This window comes from Pseudoalteromonas sp. McH1-7, assembly GCF_013366255.1.
In the GTDB taxonomy this organism is placed as follows: Bacteria; Pseudomonadota; Gammaproteobacteria; order Enterobacterales; family Alteromonadaceae; genus Pseudoalteromonas; species Pseudoalteromonas peptidolytica.
This window is the reverse complement of the sequence record NZ_JABWPQ010000025.1, coordinates 30,016-54,878: the sequence shown is the minus strand read 5'-3', so window position 1 is coordinate 54,878 and position 24,863 is coordinate 30,016. Positions and strand designations below refer to the sequence as shown.

Sequence of the window (24,863 nt, the reverse complement as noted above, 5' to 3'; positions counted from 1 at the left end):
CGAGCTGCTAGTATAGCGAAGGTGCTTTCTCATCTGGACGCGTTTTAAAGCGTCGATGTACCCACATGTATTGATCTGGTGCGCAATTGATTGCTTGCTCCATTCTCTCGTTAACACGGGTGACATCAGCAAGGTTATCACCGCTTGGAAACGCTTCCAAAACAGGTTGTATTTCTAGATGATACATCCCTTTGTTGTCCCTCGTACAGTGTAAGCTTAAAGTCTCAGCATTTTTACTAGCAGAAAATAACAAAGTACCAGTAGTAGTAGCAGCATCAGGTATGGCAAAAAACGGTGCAAACTCACAGCGCTTGCGGCCATAATCCTGATCCGGTAGGTAATAACACACACGCTTACTTGCTAAAGTTTTTAGGAGCCCTTTTACGTCTCGTTTGGTGACTAGGTATTCGTTAGAGCGCAGTCGACCACGAGTCATGAAAAACTCCATAAGCGGATTGTTATGGGGACGATAAAATCCAACCCCTTGTATTTTGGTACCCAGAACTCGACTAACCATTTCTAAATGCAGCATATGGGGCACCAGCATGAGCACGCCTTTACCTTGTTGCTGTATAGCCTCAATGTGTTCCATCCCTTTGATTGAGCCAACAACTCGGTTTACACGCCATGTAGGCCACCACCAAGCCATGCCGGTTTCAAGCGTTGCTATGGCGGTGTTCTCCATATTTTTTAGCAGCATAGCGTGATGCTCAGCTTCAGTAAGATGCGGAAAACACAGCTTTAAGTTGACATCAGCAATGTGGCGGCGTCGTTTCATATATTTGTGGATCAGGCGACCAAGCCCTTTGCCAATGGCAAACTGCCAGCGTTGTGGTAACCAAGAAATGAGATAAAGAAAAAAGACACCCAGCCAAGTTAGCCAAAATTTAGGTGCTAGAAATGACCATTTAAAAGGTGAATGCGTAACCAAAGTAATATACCTAAGACTCAATTGAAGCAGCTAGTTTATCTATATTGCTGTAAAAATACAAAAAGCCAGCATAGCTGGCCTTTCATAGGTAATAATTAAAGTGCTTAGCCTTCAATCAAACCTTGGTTAATTGCTTCAAGATCAGCACGAGACAATGTCCCTGATGCTTGCTTTAAACGAAGCGAAGACAACACATAGCGATAGCGAATATCCGCTAAGTTACGTTTGGCGTTATACAGGTTTTGTGTGCTTACTAGCACGTCAACAATAGTACGAGTACCTACATCAAATCCTGCTTCTGTGGCTTGCAATGCGCTTTCTGCAGAGACTACCGCTTGCTCAAGTGCACGATAGGTTGCAACATCAGAAGCCACTTGGTTATATGAAGTGATGACCGAGCGTGTCATGTTGCGCATTGCCGCTTCCATATCTTCGCTACTAGCTACAAAATTAGCACGAGCTTGATCTGTCGCAGCTACCGTGCGACCGCCAGAGTAAATTGGCACGTCGAGCGTTAGTCCTACCGTGGTTTCATCACCACGAGGAGCATGCTGTCTACCTGTAAAATCCCTTAATGAGTCGCTGTATGTTGCGTTCAAATTTAGCGTTGGATAATGGCCTGCATTTGCAAGGTCAATCTGATCTTTTGCAATTTCAACCGCGGACTTAGCAACTTGCAAGTCTAGGTTTTTACCTTTTGCAATTTCAATAAAATCAGACGTGTTTTGTGTTGGCTTTACCGTTGAGAATGTTTCTGTATTAAGCTTATCCAACTTAGCATGGTACTTACCCGTAATGGTACGCAATGTCTCTCGAGCAGTTTCCACTGCATTGCTCGCGATTATCTCGTCGGCAACTGCACGGTCAAACTGAGCTCGCGCTTCATGAACGTCAGTAATTGCCGTTAAGCCCACCTCATAGCGCTGTTTTGTTTGCTCTAGTTGGCGTTCAATCGCGCGCTTTTCAGCTTGGACAAACTCTAGGCTATCTAACGCACTAAGTACGTTAAAGTAACCTTCAGCGATACGAACAATCAGAGATTGCTTTTCGCGCTCATACTGAGTCATAGCCTGCATTGCTCGTTTTTCAGCGATAGATAAGCTCTGCCACGAGGCCATATCAAAAATGGTTTGATTGAGTGTAATCGAGCGGCTAAACGTATCGCTGTCTGATTCTACTAACGTATAACCTGTGGCATCATTCTGGTCATTAGGAGCGCCCTCAGAATTGGTATCTGAGTAGCTCATTCTAAAACCAAGTTGAGGTAGCAACACCCCTAAGGCCTGGTCTTGGGCATACTTCTGTGAATCTGCTTGTGCTTTTGCTTTTAATACAGTGGGATCGTTAGCCGTTGCAATGTCGTATACTTGCAGTAAGTCTTCCGCGTGGGACAGGCTGCTTGAAAGTGCGCACGACAACCCAACAACCAACGATAGTAGAGTTTTTTTCATTTTTCGCTCAGTCCTTAGACAATTTTTATACTGTCAGCATGTTACCCTGTTTTTACAGCCCAATTAAAGACTTAATGCGTAAAACATCGCCAACAAGTGTAACAGAATATATTAATACCTTCTGGGTATTGTAAAGTGGAAAAAGTTAAAGGTAAACGACTTCGTTTACTTTTTAGAGTATGAAGCTAATATAAGGGCGATTGGTTAGCTTTTAAACCGTTGCTGTCAAAAATAACAGGATTATTTTATGAAATCTTTGAGTCAGTTTAATAAAGCCGATGTCACTGTTTCTTCAATGGAAACAGTCTTTGATGGCTTCTTTACCATTCACAAATACCAATTTAGTCATGCTCTATTTGCCGGTGGAGTCTCACCAACCGTTACCCGAGAGATACTTGAGCGAGGGCATGCCGTTGCCGTATTACCCTATGATCCAGTGACAGATAGGGTGCTACTTATTGAGCAAATTCGAATAGGTGCATTGGCCTCTAAAAACACACCATGGTTACTGGAGTGTATAGCGGGCATGGCTGAAGGAAGCCAAGATTATGAAGCCGTAGCGCGAAAAGAAGCAAAAGAAGAGGCAGGGCTTGACCTTAATGAAATGATTTATATGCGTTCTTACCTATCCAGCCCCGGTGGCACAACGGAGCGATTGTATTTATATCTGGCGCTTACCGACTTGACTGACGCAGGTGGAATTTTTGGCCTCGATACAGAAAATGAGGATATTAAAGTACATGTTATTCCCTTTGAAGACGCCTTGGCTCGACTGGATAATGAGGAAATCGATAACGCTGCGACTGTTATTAGTCTACAATGGTTGGCACTAAATAAAGCGCGAATTGTGCAAGCAGGATAGGAGTTGTATTTTTGTCACAGGTGCTCAGTTCAAAGCAGTATATTCAATCTCTGCCTCGCTACATTACTCTGTGTGAGCGTAATTATTTACGGATGCTTAAATTGCTGCCTGAGGAAACGCCCGGGGAGTGTCGTATTATTGATCTGGCCTCTGCTCGCTACAGCCTGACAGTAGAAGGGGTAAGTAAGTACACCACAGACATTTTAATTGAACAAGTTACGGTGGTGAGTGAGCATTTACCACATTTCTCTTTGTCTGTGCGTTTATATCACGATGCGAAAGTCGCTGAAGTTATCCATCGTAATTATCATCGCCGGATCAAACCCTCTTATGGCTACCCAAACCCTGATATGCATCAGAAGGACGAAAAGTATCAAGTTAATGCTTTTTTGGCTGATTGGTTAATGGTGTGCTTAGAAAAAGGCCGAGTACAACTAAACTGGGATGTGAATAATGGCATGGTTTGAGTCTGCATTAACAATCAACAAGCAGCAAATTAGGATTGGACACTTCAGCGATAGTCATTTATTTGCTGACGATTCGGGTGAGTATTTTGGAGTGAATACTGCAGCCAATCTACAACAAACATTGGCTGCGATGGCACAAGAGCATTGCGATGTGGTCATATTTGGCGGCGACTTAACTCAAGACCATACGACTGAGTCGTATCAAGCTTTCGCCCGTTTGGTCACTAACAGTGAGCTGCATTGCCCAGTATTGTGGGTGCCAGGGAATCATGATGACATCGCCTTACTTGAACAAATTAGTACTGGGAAGATTTTTCCCCACAAGAGGATCACAGCCCCGTTTGGTGAAATACTGTTGGTAAATTCAAAAGGCGAAACGCCGGCAGGGTGGTGTGAAAGGGCGCATCTCGACGCGCTAAAACGTCATATAACACAACAAACGATTGTGTTTACACATCATCACCCTAAGTCCATTGATGGATATTTAGATAAACACATGCTTGAAAATGGACCTGAACTGCTCAACACGTTAGTGGATACCAAGCAGGTCATAGGGCTGTTTCACGGTCATGTACACCATGAGTATCAACAAAAATTTCGTACATTACCTATTTATGCCACGCCTGCAACTTCAATTCAGTTTGTAAAGCATACTAAAGAGTGGCAGCAGTGTGATTTAGGGCCCGCATATCGTCTAATAACCTTTAATAACAACGGTATAAATACAGAGGTCAAATGGCTCGACAGGTAGTCTACATTCATGGCTTTAACAGCTCAGAGCTATCCTTTAAGGCAACGGAGTTTGGTGTGTATATGCGTGGAAAGCCAGAGCGTTATATAACCCCTAGGCTGCATTTCGATCCTCGAGTTGCACTCGCACAGTTGGATAGCATCATTGATTCTGATACTGTGTTATTAGGTAGTTCACTGGGTGGATACTATGCCACCTACTTTTCACAGCTAAAAGGCTGCAAAGCTGTGGTGATAAACCCTGCTGTTAGGCCTTTTTTATTACTTAACGACTACCTTGGGCCACAATACAACCCATATCAGGATTGTCATTATGAGTTACTGTACGAGCATGTTGAAGCGTTAAAAACAATATACACACCAAAGCTTAGTAATCCAGAAAACTTGCTATTATTGCAACAAACAGGTGATGAGGTGCTGCCTTTTGAAGAAGCGGTACGCTATTATAGTCATTGTCGTCAAATTATAGAGTTTGGTGGGGATCATAGCTTTGTCGAGTTTTCACGCTATTTTACTACCATCGCCAAATTTTTAACTATCACAAATTGAAATCTGTGCACAAATATCTGCGTAAATCGTCATGTTGTGCATATACTAGCGGATAAAAAGATAACCAGAACTAGCCTATGAGTCAGCAAAACTATAATGCCGAAGCTATTGAGGTACTCAATGGCTTAGAGCCAGTTAAACGTCGCCCCGGCATGTATACCGATACCACAAGACCAAATCATTTAGGTCAAGAGGTTATTGATAACAGTGTCGATGAAGCCTTAGCTGGGCATGCCACTAAAATAGATGTGATCCTACATGAAGATAACTCGTTCGAGGTCATTGATGATGGCCGAGGAATGCCCGTTGATATTCACCCTGAAGAGGGAGTACCTGGGGTTGAGTTGATATTAACCAAGTTACATGCCGGTGGTAAGTTTTCCAATAAAAACTATCAATTTTCAGGCGGTCTTCATGGCGTTGGTATCTCGGTGGTGAATGCGTTATCGACTCGGGTTGAAATTACCGTTAAGCGCGATGCTCAAGTCTATGAAATGGCATTTGAAAATGGCGATAAGGTAGAAGACTTGAGGGTTACAGGCAGCGTCGGTAAACGCAATACTGGAACCTCAGTGCACTTTTGGCCTGACCCCAGCTATTTTGATTCTGCCAACTTTTCACTTACCAAACTGAACCATTTACTCAAAGCCAAGGCCGTATTATGCCCAGGGCTGCGCATTCGTTTTGTGAATAAACAAACGAAAGAGACACAAGAGTGGCATTACGAAGCTGGGTTAGAAGATTATCTAAAAGACAGTGCCGAAGGGTACGAAGTGTTACCAAAGTCTCCTTTTACTGGGAGCTTTAGCGGTTCTACTGAAGGCGTCGATTGGGCGCTTCATTGGCTACCGGAAGGTGGCGAGTCTATAGCTGAGAGCTACGTAAACTTAATCCCTACCGCGCAAGGTGGAACGCATGTAAATGGCTTGCGCCAAGGCTTGCTTGAAGCCATGCGTGAGTTTTGCGAATTTAGAAACTTGATCCCGCGTGGTGTTAAACTGACACCTGATGATGTGTGGGATCGCTGTAGTTATGTTTTATCGGTAAAAATGCAAGATCCGCAGTTTGCCGGTCAAACGAAAGAAAAGCTGTCTTCGCGCTCCTGTGCCACTTTTGTGTCAGGTATCGTCAAAGATGCTTTCAGCCTCTGGCTAAATGAGCATACAGAAACCGCGGAGCTACTGGCTGAGCTGTGTATAAGTAATGCTCAAAAGCGTTTGCGTGCAGCAAAGAAAGTCGTTCGTAAAAAAGTCACTTCAGGTCCAGCCTTACCCGGTAAATTAACCGACTGCTCAGGCAGTGAAACAGAGCGCTCTGAAATCTTCTTAGTGGAAGGGGACTCAGCAGGTGGCTCGGCAAAACAAGCGAGAGACCGTGAATTTCAAGCAATCATGCCACTACGCGGTAAAATCTTGAATACTTGGGAAGTCGAGTCGGGTCAGATCTTAGCGTCACAAGAAGTGCATGATATTTCTGTGGCATTAGGCATCGACCCAGATTCTGAGGATTTATCTGGTCTTCGCTACGGCAAAGTATGTATTCTTGCGGATGCTGACTCTGATGGACTTCACATCGCCACTTTATTATGTGCTTTATTTGTAAAACATTTCCCCGAGCTTGTTCGCAAGGGCCATGTATTTGTTGCCATGCCGCCACTGTTTCGTATTGATGTTGGTAAAGAAGTTTATTACGCCCTAGATGAAGACGAGAAAAAGGGCATTTTAGACCGCATCGAGGCCGAAAAGAAACGCGGTAAAGTTAACGTGCAGCGCTTCAAGGGGTTAGGTGAAATGAACCCAATGCAACTACGCGAAACTACCATGGATCCGAATACTAGACGTTTGGTGCAGCTGACATTAGATGAGCCAGAGCAGACGCTCGAAATGATGGACATGCTGTTAGCAAAAAAACGCTCTAGCGACCGCAAGGTATGGCTTGAGCAGCACGGAGATAAGGCAGAGGTTTAAGATGAAAAAACAATATAAACTGACCACAATAACGAGTGCATTTGCCGCAGTTTTGCTCAGTTCACAAGCACTTGCAAGTGACATTCTATCACGCCTAGTGGTGCCAGACGGTTATAAAGTCAGCTATTTTGCCAAAGATGTTGAAAATGCAAGGCAAATGGCTGTAGGTAAAGACGGCACCGTTTATGTCGGGTCGCGCAAAGCTGGTAAAGTTCATGCGCTTATCGACAATAATCGTGATGGTATTGCTGACAAAAAAATCCTAGTGGCAGAGGGGCTTAATATGCCCTCTGGTATCGCATTAAAAGACGGTGATTTATACGTTGCCGAAGTGGAGCGTATTATACGTTTCAAGCAAATTGCAAAAAATCTCAAAGCCCCAGTAAAGGACGTGGTATTTGATGATTTACCTGATAAACGCCATCATGGCTGGAAGTATCTCACGGTATCGCCAGAGGGGGAGTTAATTATCCCTGTTGGTGTACCTTGTAATATTTGTGCTGAAGACCCTAAATTTGGTCGTATCTTCTCATTAAACCTAGAGACGAAAGCGTTTTCGACGGTTGCTAAAGGCGTGCGTAATACGGTGGGGTTTGACTACCACCCCGTGACTGGAAAGTTGTGGTTCAGCGACAACGGCCGAGACATGATGGGAGATGATATTCCACCTTGTGAAATCAACCGCGTGGATGAAATTGGTCAGCACTTTGGCTTTCCTTATGTACACGGCGGTAGCGTGCTTGATCCTGAATTTGGCAAAGGTAAGTCCGTGACTGACTACACGATGCCTGCACTGGCGTTGCAAGCGCATGTTGCACCGCTGGGCATTCATTTCTATCGTGGTGAGCAATTTCCAAAAGCAATGAAAAACCAGTTGTTTGTTGCTGAACACGGCTCATGGAATCGCAGCAAAAAAGTAGGTTATCGGGTGATGCTTGCCACAATAGAAAATGACCAAATTACCGGTTATCAACCTTTCCTTAGTGGTTTTATGGAAAACGAAACAACCTATGGCCGTCCTGCTGCCGTAGCTGAACTTAGCGATGGTAGCCTACTCGTTTCCGATGATTACGCCAATGCAATTTACCGCATCAGCTACAACAACAAGTAAGGTGTAACATGACAGATCCTCAAGCTTTGTCATTACAAGGCATTGAACAACTTGCAATGGGACGTTTTACTGAAGACGCCTATTTGAATTACTCCATGTATGTGATCATGGATAGGGCGTTACCGCATATTGGTGATGGCCTAAAACCTGTACAGCGTCGTATTGTGTATGCGATGAGTGAGTTGGGTTTATCTGCCCAAGCTAAATATAAAAAGTCAGCTCGTACAGTTGGTGACGTACTCGGTAAGTATCACCCACACGGTGATAGTGCTTGTTATGAGGCAATGGTACTTATGGCACAGCCTTTCTCATACCGCTATCCGCTCGTGGATGGTCAAGGTAACTGGGGAGCTGCGGACGATCCTAAGTCTTTTGCCGCAATGCGTTATACCGAAGCGCGCTTGTCTAAGTTCTCTGAAGTGTTACTAAAAGAATTAGGACAAGGGACAGTAGATTGGACGGCTAACTTTGATGGCACCTTGGATGAGCCAAAAGTATTACCTGCTCGGTTACCTCACATTTTACTAAATGGTGTTACAGGTATTGCGGTTGGTATGGCAACCGATATTCCACCACATAATGTGCGTGAAGTAGCACAGGCCTGTTGCTTATTATTGGATAAGCCAAAAACTGAGCTAGAAGAAATTCTAGAAATAGTGAAAGCGCCTGATTATCCAACCGACGCTGAAATTATTACCCCGCAAGAAGAGATCAAGAAGCTATACACTACGGGGCGTGGCTCAATCAAAATGCGCGCTGTGTACACTGAAGAGCAAGGCGAAGTGGTGATCACAGCTTTACCACACCAGTGCTCAGGTGCCAAGGTATTAGAGCAAATCGCTGCCCAGATGACGGCCAAAAAGCTGCCGATGGTAGCTGATTTACGTGACGAGTCAGATCATGAAAATCCGACGCGTATTGTTATCGTGCCGCGTTCTAATCGGGTTAAGGTTGAGCCATTAATGGCGCATTTATTTGCCACCACAGATCTTGAAAAGAACTACCGTGTAAATCTGAATATGATTGGTTTGGATGGTCGTCCACAGGTCAAAGATTTACGTCAGATCTTATCTGAGTGGTTAATATTCCGCCGTGAAACGGTGCGCAGACGCTTACAGTATCGCCTAGACAAAGTACTGGCTCGTTTGCATATTCTTGAAGGCTTGATGATTGCGTTTTTGAATATCGATGAGGTCATCGAAATCATTCGTAATGAAGACAAGCCGAAAGAAGAGTTGATTTCACGTTTTGGCCTCTCAGATAAACAAGCGGAAGCGATATTAGACCTAAAACTCCGCCACCTTGCAAAGCTGGAAGAAATGAAGATCCGTGGCGAGCAAGATGAGCTAGAAAAAGAGCGTGATGGGCTGGAAAAAACCTTAGGTTCTGAGCGCCGCATGTCAACCCTGATGAAAAAGGAGATCCAAGAAGCGGCTGAGCTCTATGGTGATGACAGACGCTCTCCAGTCGTTGAGCGAGGCGAAGCCAAAGCGCTGAGTGAAAAAGATTTAATCCCATCAGAAGCGGTCACTGTGGTACTGTCTGAAAAAGGTTGGGCACGGGTTGCTAAAGGCCATGATATTGATGCTGAAGGCCTAAACTACCGCTCAGGAGATAGTTATAAGGCCTCCGCTAAAGGTAAAAGCAACCAGCCTGCGGTATTTTTAGATACCTCTGGCCGCGCTTTTGCGACGGATGCACATAGCTTGCCATCGGCTAGAAGCCAAGGTGAACCGATGACGGGCCGCTTTAATCCTGCGCCCGGGTGCAACTTTGAGCATGTCGTTATGGGTGAGGAGAAGTCTACATATTTAATGGCTACAGATGGTGGCTACGGCTTTATCAGCGACTTTGCTGATATGGTCAGTAAAAATAAAAATGGTAAAGCATTTGTAAGCGTACCGAAAGGCGCACACTTGATTGCACCTATAGAGGTATTTGATGTTGCCACAGATAGGTGTATGGCTATCTCAAGTGAAGGTCGTATGCTGCTATTCCCACTGCGTGACTTACCCAAGCTTGGTAAAGGTAAAGGAAATAAGATCATCTCTATTCCAAGTGCCAAAGTGCAAAGCCGAGAAGAGTTCGTCAAGGTGCTTGCAGTGGTACCAGAGGGGGTTTCCGTTACCCTACATGCAGGTAAACGAAAGTTGACCCTTAAACCGAGCGACTTAGAACATTACTATGGTGAGCGCGGACGACGAGGCAACAAGCTACCGCGAGGCTTACAGCGTGTTGACAGTTACGATTTAGAGAAAAGTAGTGCTGATTTAACTGAAGAAAGCGCAAACCCAGACAGCGAACAATAGTAAAAGTACTGCCTTTCCTGAGCGTAAACTCAGCTGTCTAAGTCGAAGCAAAGAAAAAGCCGCTACATGAGCGGCTTTTTTATGCAATATTGCACTACGCAATCGATGGATATTCTCGATATGCTTTTTCAAGCTTTTTAGCTTGCTTTTTAGAAACACCAACATACTCAAGCGCTACTCTTAAGCGCGCACGAGAAAGGTCAGAGCCTAACACTTCCATTGCATCAACTACTGAGGTTGATGATGTTTTGCCTGTAATAGCAACAAAAATAGGCTCTAAGAAATCTTTTATCTTAAGCTCATGATGTGTAGCCACTGATTTTGCAATAGCGAAAATCTCAGACTTATTCCAAGTACGCAGCTTTTCCAGTTCCCAAATAAAGAATTGAAGTGCCTGACGAACGACTTCCTCGTCCGCTTTACCCGCTGTTAATAACGCTGGGTCGTACTCAGGTATACCGCCAACAAAGTGACCAGCTAGGCCAACTAAGTCAGATAAGGTGTTAATACGCGCTTTGGCTTCAGGTAGTACTCGGGCTAACATATCGCCATTGAACTTCCAATCAACAAAACGCTGGATCAGCTCGGCATCAGTTAAATTTTCACGGATCCAAAGTCCATTTAACCAGTTTAGCTTATCAATATCAAAAATAGGCCCACCAAGTGACACACGCTTCATGTCAAAGTGCTCAATCATCTCAGCTAGGGTAAACTTTTCACGCTCATCAGGCATTGACCAACCCATACGGCCTAAATAGTTAAGCAGTGCTTCTGGCAAGAAACCCATTTCTTTATAGTAGTTAATTGAAGTTGGGTTTTTACGCTTTGATAATTTTGACTTATCAGGGTTACGCAGTAGCGGTAGGTGACCAAGTACTGGTGCTTGCCAGCCGAAATCTTCGTATAGCTTTAATAGCTTAGGTGCTGAATTAATCCATTCCTCTCCACGGAAGATATGGCTTATTTCCATGTGGTGGTCATCGACTACGTTAGCAAGGAAGTAAGTTGGGAAGCCATCAGCTTTCAACAATACTTGCATGTCTACGTTTTCCCAAGGGATCTCTATTTCGCCGCGTAGGTAATCGTTAAACTTGAAGGTACCTTCTTCTGGGATCTTCATACGAATAACGTACGGTTTGCCCGCTTCTAGATTTGCCTTTACTTCTTCTTCAGATAGGCGTAAACCACGGCCGTCATATTTAGGGCGTAACCCCTCTGCCATCTGCGCTTCACGCATCTCATCTAATTCTTCAGCCGTTGCAAAACAATAGAATGCTTTGCCTTCATCAACGAGTTGATGGGCAAACTTTTTATACAGTTCAGAACGTTCTGATTGACGATATGGGCCAAACTCGCCACCGACATCCGGACCATGATCCCAGTCAAGTCCTAACCAGCGCAGGCTGTCCATGATAGCTTGCTCAGACTCAACAGTACTGCGCACCTGATCGGTATCTTCAATACGTAGTACAAATTCGCCGCCTTGTTGCTTGGCAAAACAATAGTTGAATAAGGCAATATAAGCCGTTCCTAAATGCGGATCACCCGTAGGAGAGGGTGCGACACGAGTACGGATAGTCATCAAAATTCTCTTAAAATGGATTAGTCGATTGATGGGGCTATGCTAGCATAGCGCCCGATTGGCGCAAAGCGAGGTGCGCAATTTAAGCTGCTTTTTCCAGCTTTTCTAAGTAGGCAACAATGTCATTAGACTCGTATAACCACGTGACTTTGTTTTGCTCTTCAATACGTAAACAAGGTACTTTAATTTTTCCGCCTTGCTCAAGTAACTCTTGGCGGTACTGTTCATCGTTTTTAGCATCTCGAGTTTCTAGCTTCAGCCCTTCACGCTTGGCTGCACGGCGGACTTTGACACAAAATGGGCAAGCTTTAAACTGATATAGCTTTAAATTTGCTGTCATTGCATCTAGCTTTTGCTGCTGCTCTGCGGCACGCTTTTTACTGCGTGGGGTAAAAATAAAATCAAAAAGTAAAATTAGACGTCCTAAAAACCATCTCACAAATTGCATAACTTTTCCCAAACCTGTTGCTTAAAGTAGTACCAATAATACCAATTAGCGCTAAAACTGGCTGCTAGAAAGGCATTAATTATCCGCAGCTCAGGTTAATTAAGATAATTGGTATAAATTAGGCAGGGGAGTTTAGCATATTCTTTGAACGCTATATATAATACGAGTTAAAACAACTCGATTTCTGCACATTCGTAGTGTGACTCAGATAATCCTAATGAGAGGTAGTTAGTCACTCGATTACGACCATTGTCTTTAGAGTAATAAAGCGCTTGATCGGCTTTGTGTACTTGCTCTGACACTTGCAGTGTGTCAACTACTTCTGTAAAGCCAATACTCACGGAGACGTGTTCGACCTGCGGGAAGCGGCTGGTGGCAATATGCTCTCTGAGCCTTTCTAGTGCTATAAGCGCAGCATCATCATCAAAGCTTTGAAAGAGTATCGAAAACTCCTCACCGCCGTAACGAAAGGTATAATCCTCGGTTCTGAAATTCGCCTTAATAATTTGTGCTACTAACAAAATAACTTCGTCGCCAATAACATGGCCAAAGTTGTCATTAACTTGTTTGAAATGATCAATATCGATCATGGCTAAGTACCACTTGCGCTCATCACTGGCTTCTCGGCAGACCGTAAAACCTTCTCCATTGGTTATTTCAATTACTTTCTCATCAAAGGTTTGGCGGTTTAATAATTGTGAAAGTGGGTCGATTCGAGCAAAATGTAACGTTGCCATTTGATGAATAAAGACATTGAGTAAGTGCTTTAATAGAGTCGCCAAGGTAAAGTTAAGTTGACCTTTAACATACAAGAAACCGACTAATTCGGTGTGATGCCATAGCGGTATGATACTATCACCGCCATGTTGAATAAGGTGTTTATCTCCCTCTATTTTATTGGTTTTGTTCAGCACTGAGGTTGTTGAATCGATGCTAAGGCAGACATCGCGATGGCTTACAAATAGGGGTTTAGGTATTTCATTTGCACTGAGGCTTTTACTAAAGTAAAAAGCATAATGGGTTTCACAGGCATCGGCGACAATATGTTCCAACGCTTGTGCCAGTTGCGACTCACTTTTTTGTGCCAAGAGCTGTACAGTAAGTTCATGACCACATGGTGAATAGCTAGTTGACATAAGTAGCCTCGTGATTGCATTAATACCTGCTAAGTGTAGAACAACCAGCCAAAATTTCAGCGATATTGATGCTTTTATTGGCTTCCTTTTATGTCAAAATCACCATGTTGTCGCGATGAATGATCTCCTCTTCGGTCTTAAACCCCAAGCGCTGTGAAAATTCGTTACTATGACAGCCAAGCACGAGACTCAGGGCTTGACTGTCTAAGTTGGTCAAGCCTTGCGCTTGAAGCTTACCATTTTGACAAAAGACTTGGATCAATTCACCACGTTGAAACTGACCTTCAACGGCAACAATGCCTTTTGCGAGTAAACTTGCGCCTTGATGGCACACCGCCTTGATAGCACCGGTATCACAAATAATGCGACCTGATGATTTGGGACCCGACAGTAGCCAACGTTTGCGCCCACCCACAGGCGCATCAAATTTCAAAAAGGTGGTAGCGGGGGCAGTCTGCGATAGTACCTGAGGGATAATGTCATATTCGCTACCCTTAGCAATTACTACATCAACACCGGCTCGCTGTGCAATATCAGCAGCTTGTAATTTCGTGGCCATACCGCCAGTACCAAGTTGAGTGCCGCTATCTCCCGCCAGTGCTCTTAGCTCATCGTTTATCTGGGTTACTTGCTCGATGAGCTTAGCTTCAGGGTTAGCGCGGGGATCTGCGGTGAAAAGTCCATGCTGATCGGTTAACAGCACCAGCTTATCGGCATTGGCTAAAATGGCAACGTAGGCAGATAAGTTATCGTTATCACCGACCTTTATTTCTGATGTTGCTACCGCATCATTTTCATTAATGATAGGTATAACGTGATGCTCTAATAATTTAGTGAGCATATCCCTTGCGGTTAAATAGCGTCCACGGTGCTCTAAATCTGCCCGGGTGAGCAACATTTGCGCGACATTGACATCATAAATACCAAAAAGTGACTGCCACAAGTGGATTAACTGGCCTTGGCCTATCGCTGCAAGCATTTGCTTTTCTGCCAGTGAATGCCCAACTTGTTGCGACAACACACCACGACCTGCCGCAACTGCTCCACTCGACACAATAATGATCTGATGGCCTGCTTCTCGTAATGTAACACACTGTCTTACCAGTTCTACCAGTCTTGGCTTGTTGAGTGTTTGGCTGCCTGCAGTTAATACACTAGTACCAAGTTTGATCACTATGATTTGTTTGTTATTTTTGGTCATGGTTAGTTGACTACGTTTTCAGCAATACCTGCTTTTATACCACGGACATTGGGCGCTCCCAAGTGATAAATACGCGAATTTTATTTCTAACTTTAGGCAAATTGGTATAATTGGCAGCACTGATTTCGATCAAAGCTTTTTTACACTGTGTGTGAGAGAGTAATGTCATGCAACGAAAGAATAACTAGCTGAGTTCACAATGAAAAAACACAAGAAGAACAAAGAGATTATGATGTTACCACTACTTTTTGTGGTAATCGTGATGTGTGTTGGCGGCCATTTTATTCTTCAGCCTAGTTACAAAGATAGCCATTTAGTTGAATACTCTCTTGCAGCGCTACCTTTTCTAATGTTTGCCGTCGTTATTATCGCGATAAAAATCGCTATTAAAGCGGATAACGACGAAAATAACGAGGGTTAGCGCTGCGATTAAAAATGTGACCTACGTACACGATTATAGCGGGTGGTAGCCAAACCAAATTGGTGTAAGGGGAGTGCTTTGGCCGCTGTGGGTGAGTTTTATATTTAAGTTTTGGTCGAACAAATCAATAGCAAAACAATCATCGACTTCATGCAAATCATCCTTATGAATATGGCTAAATCCAGCCAATAGGCGTGCCTTTGCTTTTGTTTTTGCTTCATCAGCACTTGTGGCAACAAACAAGCCAAAGTCGTGTGCCTCCACTAAACTATTCGGCTTATACCCGCCTAAATTAACAAAATACAAATGTTCAGCTTGTTGCACAGCCGCTTCAGTAAGCTCTACGGCATAACCATCAGCATGCTCTATAATTGTGTAGCTATCCATGTGTACGGCGTTTTTATCACCAACCCATTGCTGTTTTAGCTTAGGGTATGCTTCTTCAATCGAGTTTGCGGCAACAAACCGAACATCGTGCATTTCGATATGGCAACCCTTGATACGACCACCGAGATAGACAATAAATAATTTCACTACTATGGTTCCCTATTTCGCAACGTTAACAAACTTAAGGTAATAAAGTTAAGTATACAATTAACGCAAAGGCTTGGCTTTAGTCCTGTAGATGCTTATGCTGAATAATACTAATTAACCTTAATTCTAGGTCAATTTGAAGGCGTATATCTAATACTAACTGCGTTAAGAACTTCTTATTTAGAACCACTAAATAGCAAGGTTTTTCCTTGCCTACAGGACGCGGAAGCGGTGTTGTCGACAAGACTTTCTCGCCTCAAAATAGACGATTTAATTAAGAGAATTGGTATAAAAATTCTCAGTGAAGGACACGAAAATGAAAAAAACATTCCTCGCGCTTTTGGCTGTTTTTAGCCTCTGTGCAACAGCACAAGTCACGGTTATACATAATGTAAATGGCTACACGCCAACTAAATCACAAGCAGTTACGCGGTTTTCCTCGTTAGTGATAAAAGATGGAAAGGTCGTTAAAACCAGCGAAAAGGACCTCAGTGAACAATACCCCAATGCAATAAAGTTTAATGGTGAAGGCAAAACTTTATTACCAGGATTAATTGATGCGCACGGGCACATTATAGGGTTAGGTAACAATTTGCTGACCCTCGATGTACGTGGTAGCAGTTCCATTGCTGAAATAGGTAAACGGCTCACTGCTTACGCTAAAACACATAAAGGGGCATGGATAATAGGCCGTGGATGGGATCAAACTTTATGGCCCGGTGGGCAATTTCCAACCGCAGCGGACTTAGATAAGTACGTTAAAGATAAACCCGTCATGTTAACTCGAGTCGATGGTCATGCGATTTGGGTCAATACTAAAGCAATGGAGCTAGCCAATATTTCAAGTGCAACCCAAACTCCTGAAGGGGGAGAAATCATAAAGCTTAGCACTGGGCAGCCGAGTGGTATCTTTATCGATAAAGCTGAGGAGCTGGTTCGTCGCCAAGTCCCAACACTGTCTCAAGAACAAGTGAACTTAGCTTTAGATAAAGCCGCAGAGCACTTGTTGAGTCTTGGGATCACATCAGCGCATGATGCAGGAATTGACCACACCACATGGCAGGTTTACCAAGCTCGAGCAAAACAGCGCACTATGCCGCTTCGCGTCTATGCGATGCTCAGCGCCAGCTCACCTAAACTGGGTGAAATGTTGGGGGCAGGGATAATCAAAGACACCCAAGATCAATTATCTATCCGCAGTGTGAAAATCTATGCTGATGGCGCACTGGGTAGCCGAGGTGCTGCATTAATTGGTGACTATCATGATCGTAAAGGTCATCGCGGGCTGATGCTTGAAAACCAATCCACGCTTGAATCTCTGATAGTACAAAGTATCCGTCATGGATACAGTGCACATACCCATGCTATTGGTGACAGAGCGAATCGTATCGTACTTGATGCTTATCAAAATGTGTTTACTAAAGTGGGCGGGAGACTACTGAGAAATCGGATTGAGCACGCACAAATTGTTCACCCTGATGATATACCGCGTTTTAAAACCTTGGATATTATCCCCTCGATGCAGCCTGTGCATGCAACATCGGATATGCACATGGCAGAAAAACGCTTAGATGATAAGCAGCTTCGAGGAGCGTATGCTTGGCAAACATTTTTGAAGCAGGGCAGTAGAGTAGCTGCTGGATCTGACTTCCCCGTTGAATTGGCTAACCCATTTCATGGTTTACATGCTGCTATTACCAGACAAGATCACCAAAACTTACCCGAACAAGGCTGGCGTCCGGCTGAAAAGCTCACCAAGGTGCAAGCACTACGAGCGTTTACCTTAGATGCTGCCTATAGTGCATTTCAAGAGTATAAATTGGGGAGTTTAGAGCAAGGTAAATGGGCTGATTTTATTCTTATTGACCAAGATTATTTTACCGTAAACGACGATGTTATTGACGATATTCAAGTTGAGCAAACGTGGATTGCGGGTGAATTAAAATACCAGCGTTAGCGCTTTTGCAGTTTTACCAAGTGGTAGGTGTTAACGAGAGCCAGTAAGCCATTCGTTAATGCCACCGGCCACGCTTGAATAAGTGCGCCGTAGGCAGTAAAACAAATACAGCCGATCAAATTAAACCAACGCAATTTGGTCACATCACTCATCATTAAAGATAAGACCAAAAAAGCAGAGGCTAAATAGCCTAAATATTCCCAACTCATTTGTTCTCTCCCCTAAGTTGCGTTAGCATATAGTTTATGCTCGAATTTGTGTCTCGTGCAGAATAATATCGATTAGTCTTAATACTTGCTCAATATGAAGGAGTCAATCTGGCGCTAACGGCGTTCAAAATTTTTTACTTTAGAACCTCTAAAAAGTAAAATTTTGCCTTGTTATCGACAAGATTTTCTCGCCTCACAGTAGGTCACTTAATTAAGCAAATTGGTATAAAAAGGCTAACCCACAAACCCCTAGAAATTAGCACTAATCACTTAGCTCTAACACGGGAAGTGGGGGTTTAAAGGTAATATCATGCAATAAATTCGCGCAGCGATGTAATGTGATACTACTTAAACAGTGTGAGTTAGCGTAAAACTTAAAAATTCATGCTAACGTCATTATAGTTTAATAAATAGGACATTTGTCCGAAGAGCCATCTAGATGTTTCAATATCATTTTTCAACCAATTTGGTCGAACAGTTACTCGCTTTTGCTGGTAACAGTTTTCAACACAGTAAAAAGGAAGTCTTGATCCACCAAGACGAGCCGCTGAGTAAGCTTATATTAGTCACCAGTGGAACTGTATCTTTTAGTTATGATGTCGGTAACGGTCGTCGTTTGTTGCTTGGCCAACTAGATTGTAACAATACTTTGATTGGGGAAATTGAGGCACTGAATCATCAGCCTTGTATTTACACGGTAACGTGTTTGAGTGATGTGACATATCACCTAATCGAGCTAAAATACTGGCGGAAGTTACTGCTTGAGCAACCTGAGCTGAGCTTGTACACAGCACAAACCATTGCGGCAAAATTCACCGAAAATCAGAAGATAAACTTAGACAAATTATTATTACCTTTGAGCTATAACATTGCTAAAGATTGTTTGTTGCGCGCGGAAAACTCTAATCCGACACTATTACGAGCCTACTCAACGGTTAGCGCCGAAGCTGAACGATTTGCGACTACCGAGCGTGCTTACCGTCGAGTGGTGAGTGAATTAGTAGAAAAAGGACTTATAGTGCGCAGTAGTGAAGGATTAAAGCCAGTAGACATTGATACGCTTGAAGCGTTTGTAGATAGCTTCGCGCAGGCTTGATGGGGATCATAGCCAAAATACAATAGATTATCGGAAGTTTAGGTTAATAAAAAGGGCGAGTAACACTCGCCCTCATTGCTTTTATATTAAGCTACTTAGCGAACAAGTGCTTAATATTAGCGAGATCTGACTTACCCTCGATTAACTCTTCAGGGGTTAAACCCGAAAGCTCATGAGGAAATACTAGCCACTCATCAGACTCATGAATAAAGTAATCTGGTGTCATGGGCACCTTCTTATTCGCAGGCTTGTAGTATGGACAAGCTACGCGAATATCTCGCGGTAAGTTTAACCGCATTAGCTCTTCAAGTTTTTCCTTTAATGCGAAAATACTGCGACCAGAATCAAAGACATCATCAACAATCAGTAATGAGTCGTCGGCATTCGCATTTTCGACTATATAGTGCAAGCCATGTACTTTGATTTCTTTCGATTGCTTGCCAATGCCATAGTAAGAGGAAGTACGCACTGCAATGTGATCGGTTTCGATGCCTTTGTAGTCGTAGAATTCTTGCACTGCAATACCAATAGGCGCACCACCACGCCAAATACCAATAATAAAGTCAGGTCTAAACCCATCTTCATAAACTTTAGCGGCTAAGCGAAATGAATCTTCTAGCAATTGTTGCGCTGTGATATAGCACTTATCTGACATAAATACCCCGTTAGGAAGCCCGTGTGATGGTGATAAGCAGCAACTGCTGCCAATTGATACCAACTACAATTATTCGCAAGTCACAGGAACTTGCGTAACTGGTATAACCGAATATTTTAACGTAAAGCAGTCGAAAATGCTGCAATATTGATGTCTTTTTATTTTCATTTTTTGATTTATACCAATTATCTTAATTAAGTGGTCTATTTTGAGGAGAGAAAATCTTGTCGATAACAAGGCAAAAATTTTGCTATTTAGTGGTTCTAAATGAGAAATTTTTAACGCGGTTAGCGTCAGATTTACTCCTTCAAATTGAGCAAGTATTAAGTCTAATTGGTATTAGATCTTGGTTTGACGCTAAGTCTAGATCATTGCAACAAATCGAGTGCGCTTTTTAGCAGCTGCATTTGCTCCATGCTTAACCCTGACTTTTCCAACATTTGGGCTGGAATGCAGGCGCAGGATTGCTCTAGTGCTTTTCCAGCTTTAGTTAAGTGAATAATTGTGTGTCGTTCATCATCCGGTGTTTTGTTCCGTGAGACTATTCCATGCTGCTCAAGCCTTTTCAGCAAAGGGGTGAGTGTGTTGCTATTCAGCCCCGCTCGCTTGCCGATTTCTTTCACTAGTTGTCCGTCTTGCTCCCACAGAATAAGTAGCACGATATATTGCGGGTAAGTGAGCCCAACTTCTTTGAGTAGCGGCTGATAGAGCCTTGTAACTTGTCTCGACGCGTTATAAAGCTTGAAGCAAAGCTGGTTATCAAGGTTGAGCTGAGGGTTGGATTTATTCATTTAACGCAGCAGCTCTTCAATGTCTTGTGCAATTTGTGCCGGTTTTGTTATTGGTGCGTAGCGCTTTACGGGCAGGCCTTGTTTATCGAATAAAAATTTGGTGAAGTTCCATTTTATTTTGTTACCAAACATTCCAGGTAATATAGATTTTAGATACTGATAAAGCGGATGTGCGTTATCGCCATTAACTTCTATTTTTTCCATCATTTGAAAGTCAACACCATAGTTGATTAGGCAACCTTCTTGAATTTGCTTTGCATCGCCTGGCTCTTGTTTCCCAAATTGATTACAAGGAAATCCAATAATCACTAAGCCTTGCTCGGCATACTGTTGATGTAGCTTTTGTAGGCCTTCGTATTGTGGAGTTAAGCCGCATTCACTGGCGGTATTGACTATTAGTACGACTTTGTCCTGTAAGTCCGTAAATGAAAATGTCTTACCTTGGAGTGTGTTTGCTTCAAACTGATATAAATTAGCCATATTAATCTCTTGAGATTTAATCGTGTGCGATCTAATTTATCGGCAAATTCTCAATATTGCAAGTGGATAATCTCAAATGCAAATGACTATCTAACATTGAGCTAATCGTCATTATGGCTGGATGGGTTTGTATTTGGTGCTCAACATTGCAAGTCTGCGAGTGATCAGTAGATGATCTGGTTTTGGTAGGTACTTTAGGTGCGTCGTAATATAAAGCTTGGTAGGGTAAAGCGCCCGTATCATGGCGTTTGCTTGTTTTATAAATGCCTGTGTTTCGCGGGTGTGACTACAGGCTATATGGCCTTCTAGATGAGAGAGGTTATTCGCAAGAGGTAAGGAGCCTATCAAGTGTGCTTTATCTTTAGGGAAACTATTTTGAAATACTGTGGGGTAGGCTAATATAAAGTCAACCTTACCTGAACTAAACTCCTTAATAATAGTATCCGCCGATGTTTTGTATGGCTGGACTGAGACATTGTGTGGTGCTAGTTCAGATAATGCAGCATCAATAGCTGTACCATACGATTTGCCGATTTCTCGAATAATGGTTTTATCAGGGTAGAATACCATTAAGCTATTCAATGACTTTAGTTTGCCTGTGCTATTAATTAAGCTGGCATCGATGGGCGTGCTTTGCTTAAAGTAGTAGAGGCGGTGACTGGGATACAAATGAATAGGAATAGTGAACAAAAAAGTTTGCTGTCGGCTTGGCGTTTTAAGTCGTGATACAGCACATACTGCTTGGTCACTGGCAAGTAACTGATTTAGCTCGCTCGGCGTGACTATTTTAAAATCAAAAAAATCGCGACCAAACTGATTGAGTAGCAGGTTGTTTGTATCTGACTCTAGGTTATTCGATTTTTTTGAAAAAAGTCGAAATTCATCATCAGGTTCAATAGAGAGTAGGAGAATTTTTGCATTACAGCTACCACTAAGTATGAGTAGCAACATCAGCATATATTTCATCATTACCCCAATGTGATAACACCTATTTCTACTTACTATAGAACATTCGCTGTTATTTATCTTTTAGGTTTATATTCTCGTGCACTTTCGTAGGCTATAGCCAGCTTGACGTCGTCATTCATTTGAATAAAGTCATCTGTTAACAATTTCATAAATGATATAGATGTATCAATCAAGCGCGTTTTAACGATAAGTTTTTGTACTGCGTTTTAGAACCTGTCATCATAGCGGTAGTTTTGATTATTGGGGCAAATACGTTATGACTAAAGTGTGGGACGGGTTCATCCGAGGTTTTCATTGGCTGCTTGTGGCTGGATTGGTTACTTTATATATCACGGGTGAAGAAGGTATGATGGAGCTTCACTTTGTTACAGGTTATTTGTTACTGGCGTTAATGGCTACTCGACTTATTTGGGGGCTATTTGGCAGCCAAACGGCAAAACTTAGCGCGTTATTTCATTCACCAAAAGCCATAGTGAGTGCCATCAAGTCCAGTAAAAGTCATGTTGGCCACAACCCGGCTGGCAGCCAAATGGTACTGGTGTTTTTTGTCTTGATTATTGTGCAGCTGGGGTCTGGATTAATGACGACAGATGATATTTTGGTGGAAGGTCCACTCGCCCAGTATGTTTCTTACGATTTAGTTGAGATTGCAGGTGACATCCATCACACCAATATTGACATATTGCTCGCGGCGATTGCTATTCATATCGTGGCGATTGTAATGTACCGCTTGAAAGGTCAGAATTTAGTTAAAACACTGCTAACAGGCAAGCAAGAGAATGCTGCTGTTGCGCCAAAAATGAAGTCAGGTATTGTCGCTTATTTTATTTTTATAATATTGTCGGTGCTGTTACTGCTTACTTGGGGCGCTGAGCCGCTGAATAGTTTGTTGTAATATTTCGCAACAGAATATCCGAAACAGATTCGACCTCTAGTGCTAAAAATTCTGGTAATATGGCGCAATTTTATTATCTAGGTTAGAGAAAAGTAACGATGTTAGAGCCGTATTATCAACAACAGGCAAATCAGATCACCATTACCAGAGAGCAAGGCAGCTCATTTGCCAAGGGCGTTGCGGACGATTACAACCCATTACATGATGTAGATGCAAAAAAGTTCTGTGTGCCAGGGGATCTACTTTTCTCATTAGTACTTAAACACTATGGCTTGAGTGAAAGTATGCAGTTTAGCTTTGTAGGAATGGTTGATGAAACAACCGTTCTTACTTTCCCCGAGGGCAGTGCGCAGTTTGATATTATGGCAAACGACAAAGTAATGCTCTCTGTAACACGCAAAGGGGAGACAAGTACATGCTCATCGCTTATCGATAGTTTAACTACAAATTATGTTGAATTTTCTGGAACTACCTTCCCACATGTGATCATTCCATTGATGGGTGAGCAAGAGGTAATGATAAACCCCGCAAGACCTATGGTTATCTACGAATCTATGAGCATTCAAATGGATGATATCTCAGTCAGTGAAGTATCACTTGAGGCTGACAAACCTGAGTTTAGCTATGATGGCAAGCGTGGAAAAATCAATTTACGCTTTAACCTAACCGCAAATGGCATAAAAGTAGGTTTTGGGGAAAAGCATATGCTGGTTTCTGGGATCCGCGAATATTGTCAGCAAACAGTCGATGAATTAATTACCTATTATAACAACAGGAAGTTAACCTTAAAACCTGCTTGTTAAATTTTTGATGTTTATATGGGTGCAACACGGTTAAGTTCACCCATTGAATAACTTTGACCATTTCATTCCTACCTTACTTTCTAGTATCTCATTCCTTTTCATTATCCCTTTTTTAATCTTTACGCTCAAAGTATTGTTTTTGGTTAAATTCCAAACGTACGTGTAATGACGTGTAATTCAAATCGGTGCTACTTTTGGATTATAGTTGCTTTTGAATCATTAGTTCTGTTTTTGGTTTTAAACTTGTGTTTTTACAATTTTTACTTTTATTTTTTACAAGTTGTTGTTTTTAATGGGGTGATATTAATTTCCTTTGATTACAATTTAACTTTATGCACTATTGTGTGTTTTGGTTTTGTTGTATAAGATTCGTCACCGCTAGCAGCATTAAGCAATAAATTTACAGCAACTAAGGTTTGAGTAAGCAAAAGCTAACCTCTTGTTTATAAAACGTGTTTGAACCTGCTTCTTTACTTGAGCAAGCACTTTTGGTGGATATTGCCTTTACACCGAACGCTTACCAAGGTGCCTATTTGATGTAAGTCAGGCGAATTTATGCCCCAAATGCTGGCTTTTGAAGGTGAATTAAGCGTAGTTAGCGTTAAAACTGGCAGCTAACTTCCATTAATCATCAGTAGAACAGGTTAAACATCAAAACTATCAACTGGATACTGTAGTAGCATGAATCAAAAAGGTTTCACTCTCGTCGAACTATCAATTGTCTTAGTGGTGATTGGACTGTTGATCTCCATTAGCTCGGTTGCTGGAAACATTCAAAGAAATGCAGAGTACACCAAGATCCAAAGCCGTTTTGTTATGCCTTGGGCACAAACCTATAAAATCTACTTTGATTATGTTGGCCTCGTCCCTGGAGACATAACTCCCGCCACTGGAAAAATAAACCAGGGTAATGGTGATATTTGTGATGCTGATTTGCGCAAGTTTTTTAATGATGCCGGTATTGAACTGCCAACTGGCCGCGGCGCAAGTCGTGAAGACAAAGCCGTTTTTAATGCTTTAGACAATAACCCTCGCCAAATAGCAGTGTGCTTATCTCACGTACAGCAGTGGCGTATTCAGGGCTCAGAGATTGCAGTAAATGCAATACGTATCAATGGATTAACCCCCGATTTGGCAGCAAAGCTGGACACTGCAATTGATGGCCTTAGTAACGCCAGTGACGGTATGTTTCGCCTCATTACTGGCGCTAATGCCGATGCCGATTGGCCTGTAGCCAACGGCACCAATTTACAATCGGTAGATGCTTACTACCGTATGCCATTTTAACT

25 protein-coding genes are annotated in these 24,863 nt (G+C 42.7%); 13 read left to right on the top strand and 12 right to left on the bottom strand.

Translation table 11 applies throughout. The annotated features are described in order from the left end of the window. Positions 1-7 precede the first annotated feature (7 nt). Positions 8-931: an LpxL/LpxP family Kdo(2)-lipid IV(A) lauroyl/palmitoleoyl acyltransferase gene (lpxL, locus tag HUZ36_RS16930; RefSeq protein WP_176033491.1), complete on the bottom strand. Its 924-nt coding sequence runs from the start codon at positions 929-931 to the stop codon at positions 8-10. 104 nt (positions 932-1,035) lie between these two features. Further along, the gene (gene tolC, locus HUZ36_RS16925; protein ID WP_176033490.1) at positions 1,036-2,382 is read right to left on the bottom strand and encodes an outer membrane channel protein TolC; all 1,347 of its coding nucleotides are present in this window, start codon (positions 2,380-2,382) and stop codon (positions 1,036-1,038) included. 247 nt (positions 2,383-2,629) lie between these two features. Here tolC and HUZ36_RS16920 point away from each other — a divergent pair, with 247 nt between their 5' ends. The 7 genes from HUZ36_RS16920 (at position 2,630) to parC (ending at position 10,397) form a co-directional block, all read left to right on the top strand. After that, the gene (locus HUZ36_RS16920; protein ID WP_176033489.1) at positions 2,630-3,244 is read left to right on the top strand and encodes an NUDIX domain-containing protein; all 615 of its coding nucleotides are present in this window, start codon (positions 2,630-2,632) and stop codon (positions 3,242-3,244) included. An 11-nt stretch (positions 3,245-3,255) separates the two neighbouring features. Beyond that, positions 3,256-3,711, top strand: a complete 456-nt coding sequence (locus HUZ36_RS16915) for a DUF1249 domain-containing protein (protein ID WP_176033488.1) — start codon at positions 3,256-3,258, stop codon at positions 3,709-3,711. Continuing rightward, the gene (locus HUZ36_RS16910) at positions 3,698-4,462 is read left to right on the top strand and encodes a metallophosphoesterase family protein (protein ID WP_176033487.1); all 765 of its coding nucleotides are present in this window, start codon (positions 3,698-3,700) and stop codon (positions 4,460-4,462) included. The genes HUZ36_RS16915 and HUZ36_RS16910 overlap by 14 nt, the downstream gene beginning before the upstream one ends. Then, positions 4,447-5,010 (top strand): YqiA/YcfP family alpha/beta fold hydrolase, encoded by a 564-nt coding sequence (locus HUZ36_RS16905; protein WP_125250528.1) that lies wholly within the window; start codon positions 4,447-4,449, stop codon positions 5,008-5,010. Before HUZ36_RS16910 ends, HUZ36_RS16905 begins: the two co-directional genes overlap by 16 nt. Positions 5,011-5,087: 77 nt before the next feature. Further along, positions 5,088-6,977 carry a DNA topoisomerase IV subunit B gene (gene parE, locus HUZ36_RS16900; RefSeq protein ID WP_125250527.1) on the top strand — a complete coding sequence of 630 codons (1,890 nt, stop codon included), beginning with the start codon at positions 5,088-5,090 and terminating at the stop codon, positions 6,975-6,977. A gap of 1 nt (position 6,978) precedes the next feature. Further along, positions 6,979-8,088 (top strand): PQQ-dependent sugar dehydrogenase, encoded by a 1,110-nt coding sequence (locus HUZ36_RS16895; protein ID WP_147388796.1) that lies wholly within the window; start codon positions 6,979-6,981, stop codon positions 8,086-8,088. A gap of 8 nt (positions 8,089-8,096) precedes the next feature. Continuing rightward, a complete protein-coding gene (gene parC, locus HUZ36_RS16890; RefSeq protein WP_125250525.1) occupies positions 8,097-10,397 on the top strand; it encodes a DNA topoisomerase IV subunit A in 2,301 nt (766 codons plus the stop codon). Positions 10,398-10,491: 94 nt separating this feature from the next. On the opposite strand, the gene gltX is transcribed toward parC, so the two are convergent. The 4 genes from gltX to proB all read right to left on the bottom strand — a co-directional run bounded on the left by gltX (position 10,492) and on the right by proB (position 14,764). Next, positions 10,492-11,979 (bottom strand): glutamate--tRNA ligase, encoded by a 1,488-nt coding sequence (gltX, locus tag HUZ36_RS16885; RefSeq protein WP_176033486.1) that lies wholly within the window; start codon positions 11,977-11,979, stop codon positions 10,492-10,494. 82 nt (positions 11,980-12,061) lie between these two features. Then, positions 12,062-12,427, bottom strand: coding sequence for a glutaredoxin family protein (locus tag HUZ36_RS16880; protein ID WP_125250523.1), 366 nt, complete (start codon positions 12,425-12,427; stop codon positions 12,062-12,064). A 167-nt stretch (positions 12,428-12,594) separates the two neighbouring features. Continuing rightward, entirely contained in the window at positions 12,595-13,563 is a 969-nt protein-coding gene (locus tag HUZ36_RS16875; protein WP_147388797.1) for a GGDEF domain-containing protein, read from the bottom strand. 88 nt (positions 13,564-13,651) lie between these two features. Then, the gene (gene proB, locus HUZ36_RS16870; protein ID WP_147388798.1) at positions 13,652-14,764 is read right to left on the bottom strand and encodes a glutamate 5-kinase; all 1,113 of its coding nucleotides are present in this window, start codon (positions 14,762-14,764) and stop codon (positions 13,652-13,654) included. Positions 14,765-14,963: 199 nt separating this feature from the next. On the opposite strand from proB, the gene HUZ36_RS16865 reads away from it, so the two are divergent. Further along, positions 14,964-15,185: a hypothetical protein gene (locus tag HUZ36_RS16865; RefSeq protein WP_125250520.1), complete on the top strand. Its 222-nt coding sequence runs from the start codon at positions 14,964-14,966 to the stop codon at positions 15,183-15,185. Between the two features lie 33 nt (positions 15,186-15,218). On the opposite strand, the gene HUZ36_RS16860 is transcribed toward HUZ36_RS16865, so the two are convergent. Continuing rightward, positions 15,219-15,719, bottom strand: a complete 501-nt coding sequence (locus HUZ36_RS16860) for a DUF1543 domain-containing protein (protein ID WP_176033485.1) — start codon at positions 15,717-15,719, stop codon at positions 15,219-15,221. A 316-nt stretch (positions 15,720-16,035) separates the two neighbouring features. Between HUZ36_RS16860 and HUZ36_RS16855 the strand changes: the two genes are divergently transcribed. Beyond that, positions 16,036-17,676: an amidohydrolase gene (locus HUZ36_RS16855; protein ID WP_176033484.1), complete on the top strand. Its 1,641-nt coding sequence runs from the start codon at positions 16,036-16,038 to the stop codon at positions 17,674-17,676. Here the strand turns inward: HUZ36_RS16855 and HUZ36_RS16850 are convergent. Continuing rightward, positions 17,673-17,885 carry a YgjV family protein gene (locus HUZ36_RS16850; RefSeq protein WP_125250517.1) on the bottom strand — a complete coding sequence of 71 codons (213 nt, stop codon included), beginning with the start codon at positions 17,883-17,885 and terminating at the stop codon, positions 17,673-17,675. The two genes, HUZ36_RS16855 and HUZ36_RS16850, sit on opposite strands and share 4 nt — an antisense overlap. Positions 17,886-18,324: 439 nt before the next feature. Between HUZ36_RS16850 and HUZ36_RS16845 the strand changes: the two genes are divergently transcribed. Next, the gene (locus tag HUZ36_RS16845; protein WP_128732651.1) at positions 18,325-18,981 is read left to right on the top strand and encodes a Crp/Fnr family transcriptional regulator; all 657 of its coding nucleotides are present in this window, start codon (positions 18,325-18,327) and stop codon (positions 18,979-18,981) included. A gap of 91 nt (positions 18,982-19,072) precedes the next feature. Here the strand turns inward: HUZ36_RS16845 and HUZ36_RS16840 are convergent, their stop codons facing one another. From HUZ36_RS16840 to HUZ36_RS16825, 4 genes are all read right to left on the bottom strand, one after another. Then, a complete protein-coding gene (locus tag HUZ36_RS16840; protein ID WP_125250515.1) occupies positions 19,073-19,636 on the bottom strand; it encodes a phosphoribosyltransferase in 564 nt (187 codons plus the stop codon). Positions 19,637-20,004: 368 nt separating this feature from the next. Beyond that, entirely contained in the window at positions 20,005-20,427 is a 423-nt protein-coding gene (locus tag HUZ36_RS16835; protein ID WP_176033483.1) for a MarR family winged helix-turn-helix transcriptional regulator, read from the bottom strand. Beyond that, positions 20,428-20,907: a glutathione peroxidase gene (locus HUZ36_RS16830; RefSeq protein ID WP_176033482.1), complete on the bottom strand. Its 480-nt coding sequence runs from the start codon at positions 20,905-20,907 to the stop codon at positions 20,428-20,430. Between the two features lie 111 nt (positions 20,908-21,018). After that, positions 21,019-21,876, bottom strand: coding sequence for a transporter substrate-binding domain-containing protein (locus HUZ36_RS16825; protein ID WP_225740754.1), 858 nt, complete (start codon positions 21,874-21,876; stop codon positions 21,019-21,021). Positions 21,877-22,132: 256 nt separating this feature from the next. On the opposite strand from HUZ36_RS16825, the gene HUZ36_RS16820 reads away from it, so the two are divergent. The 3 genes from HUZ36_RS16820 (at position 22,133) to HUZ36_RS16810 (ending at position 24,861) form a co-directional block, all read left to right on the top strand. Beyond that, entirely contained in the window at positions 22,133-22,771 is a 639-nt protein-coding gene (locus HUZ36_RS16820) for a cytochrome b/b6 domain-containing protein (protein WP_176033481.1), read from the top strand. A gap of 98 nt (positions 22,772-22,869) precedes the next feature. Then, a complete protein-coding gene (locus tag HUZ36_RS16815) occupies positions 22,870-23,574 on the top strand; it encodes a DUF3581 family protein (RefSeq protein WP_176033480.1) in 705 nt (234 codons plus the stop codon). Between the two features lie 681 nt (positions 23,575-24,255). Beyond that, a complete protein-coding gene (locus tag HUZ36_RS16810) occupies positions 24,256-24,861 on the top strand; it encodes a type II secretion system protein (protein ID WP_176033479.1) in 606 nt (201 codons plus the stop codon). The last annotated feature ends 2 nt before the right edge of the window (positions 24,862-24,863 follow it).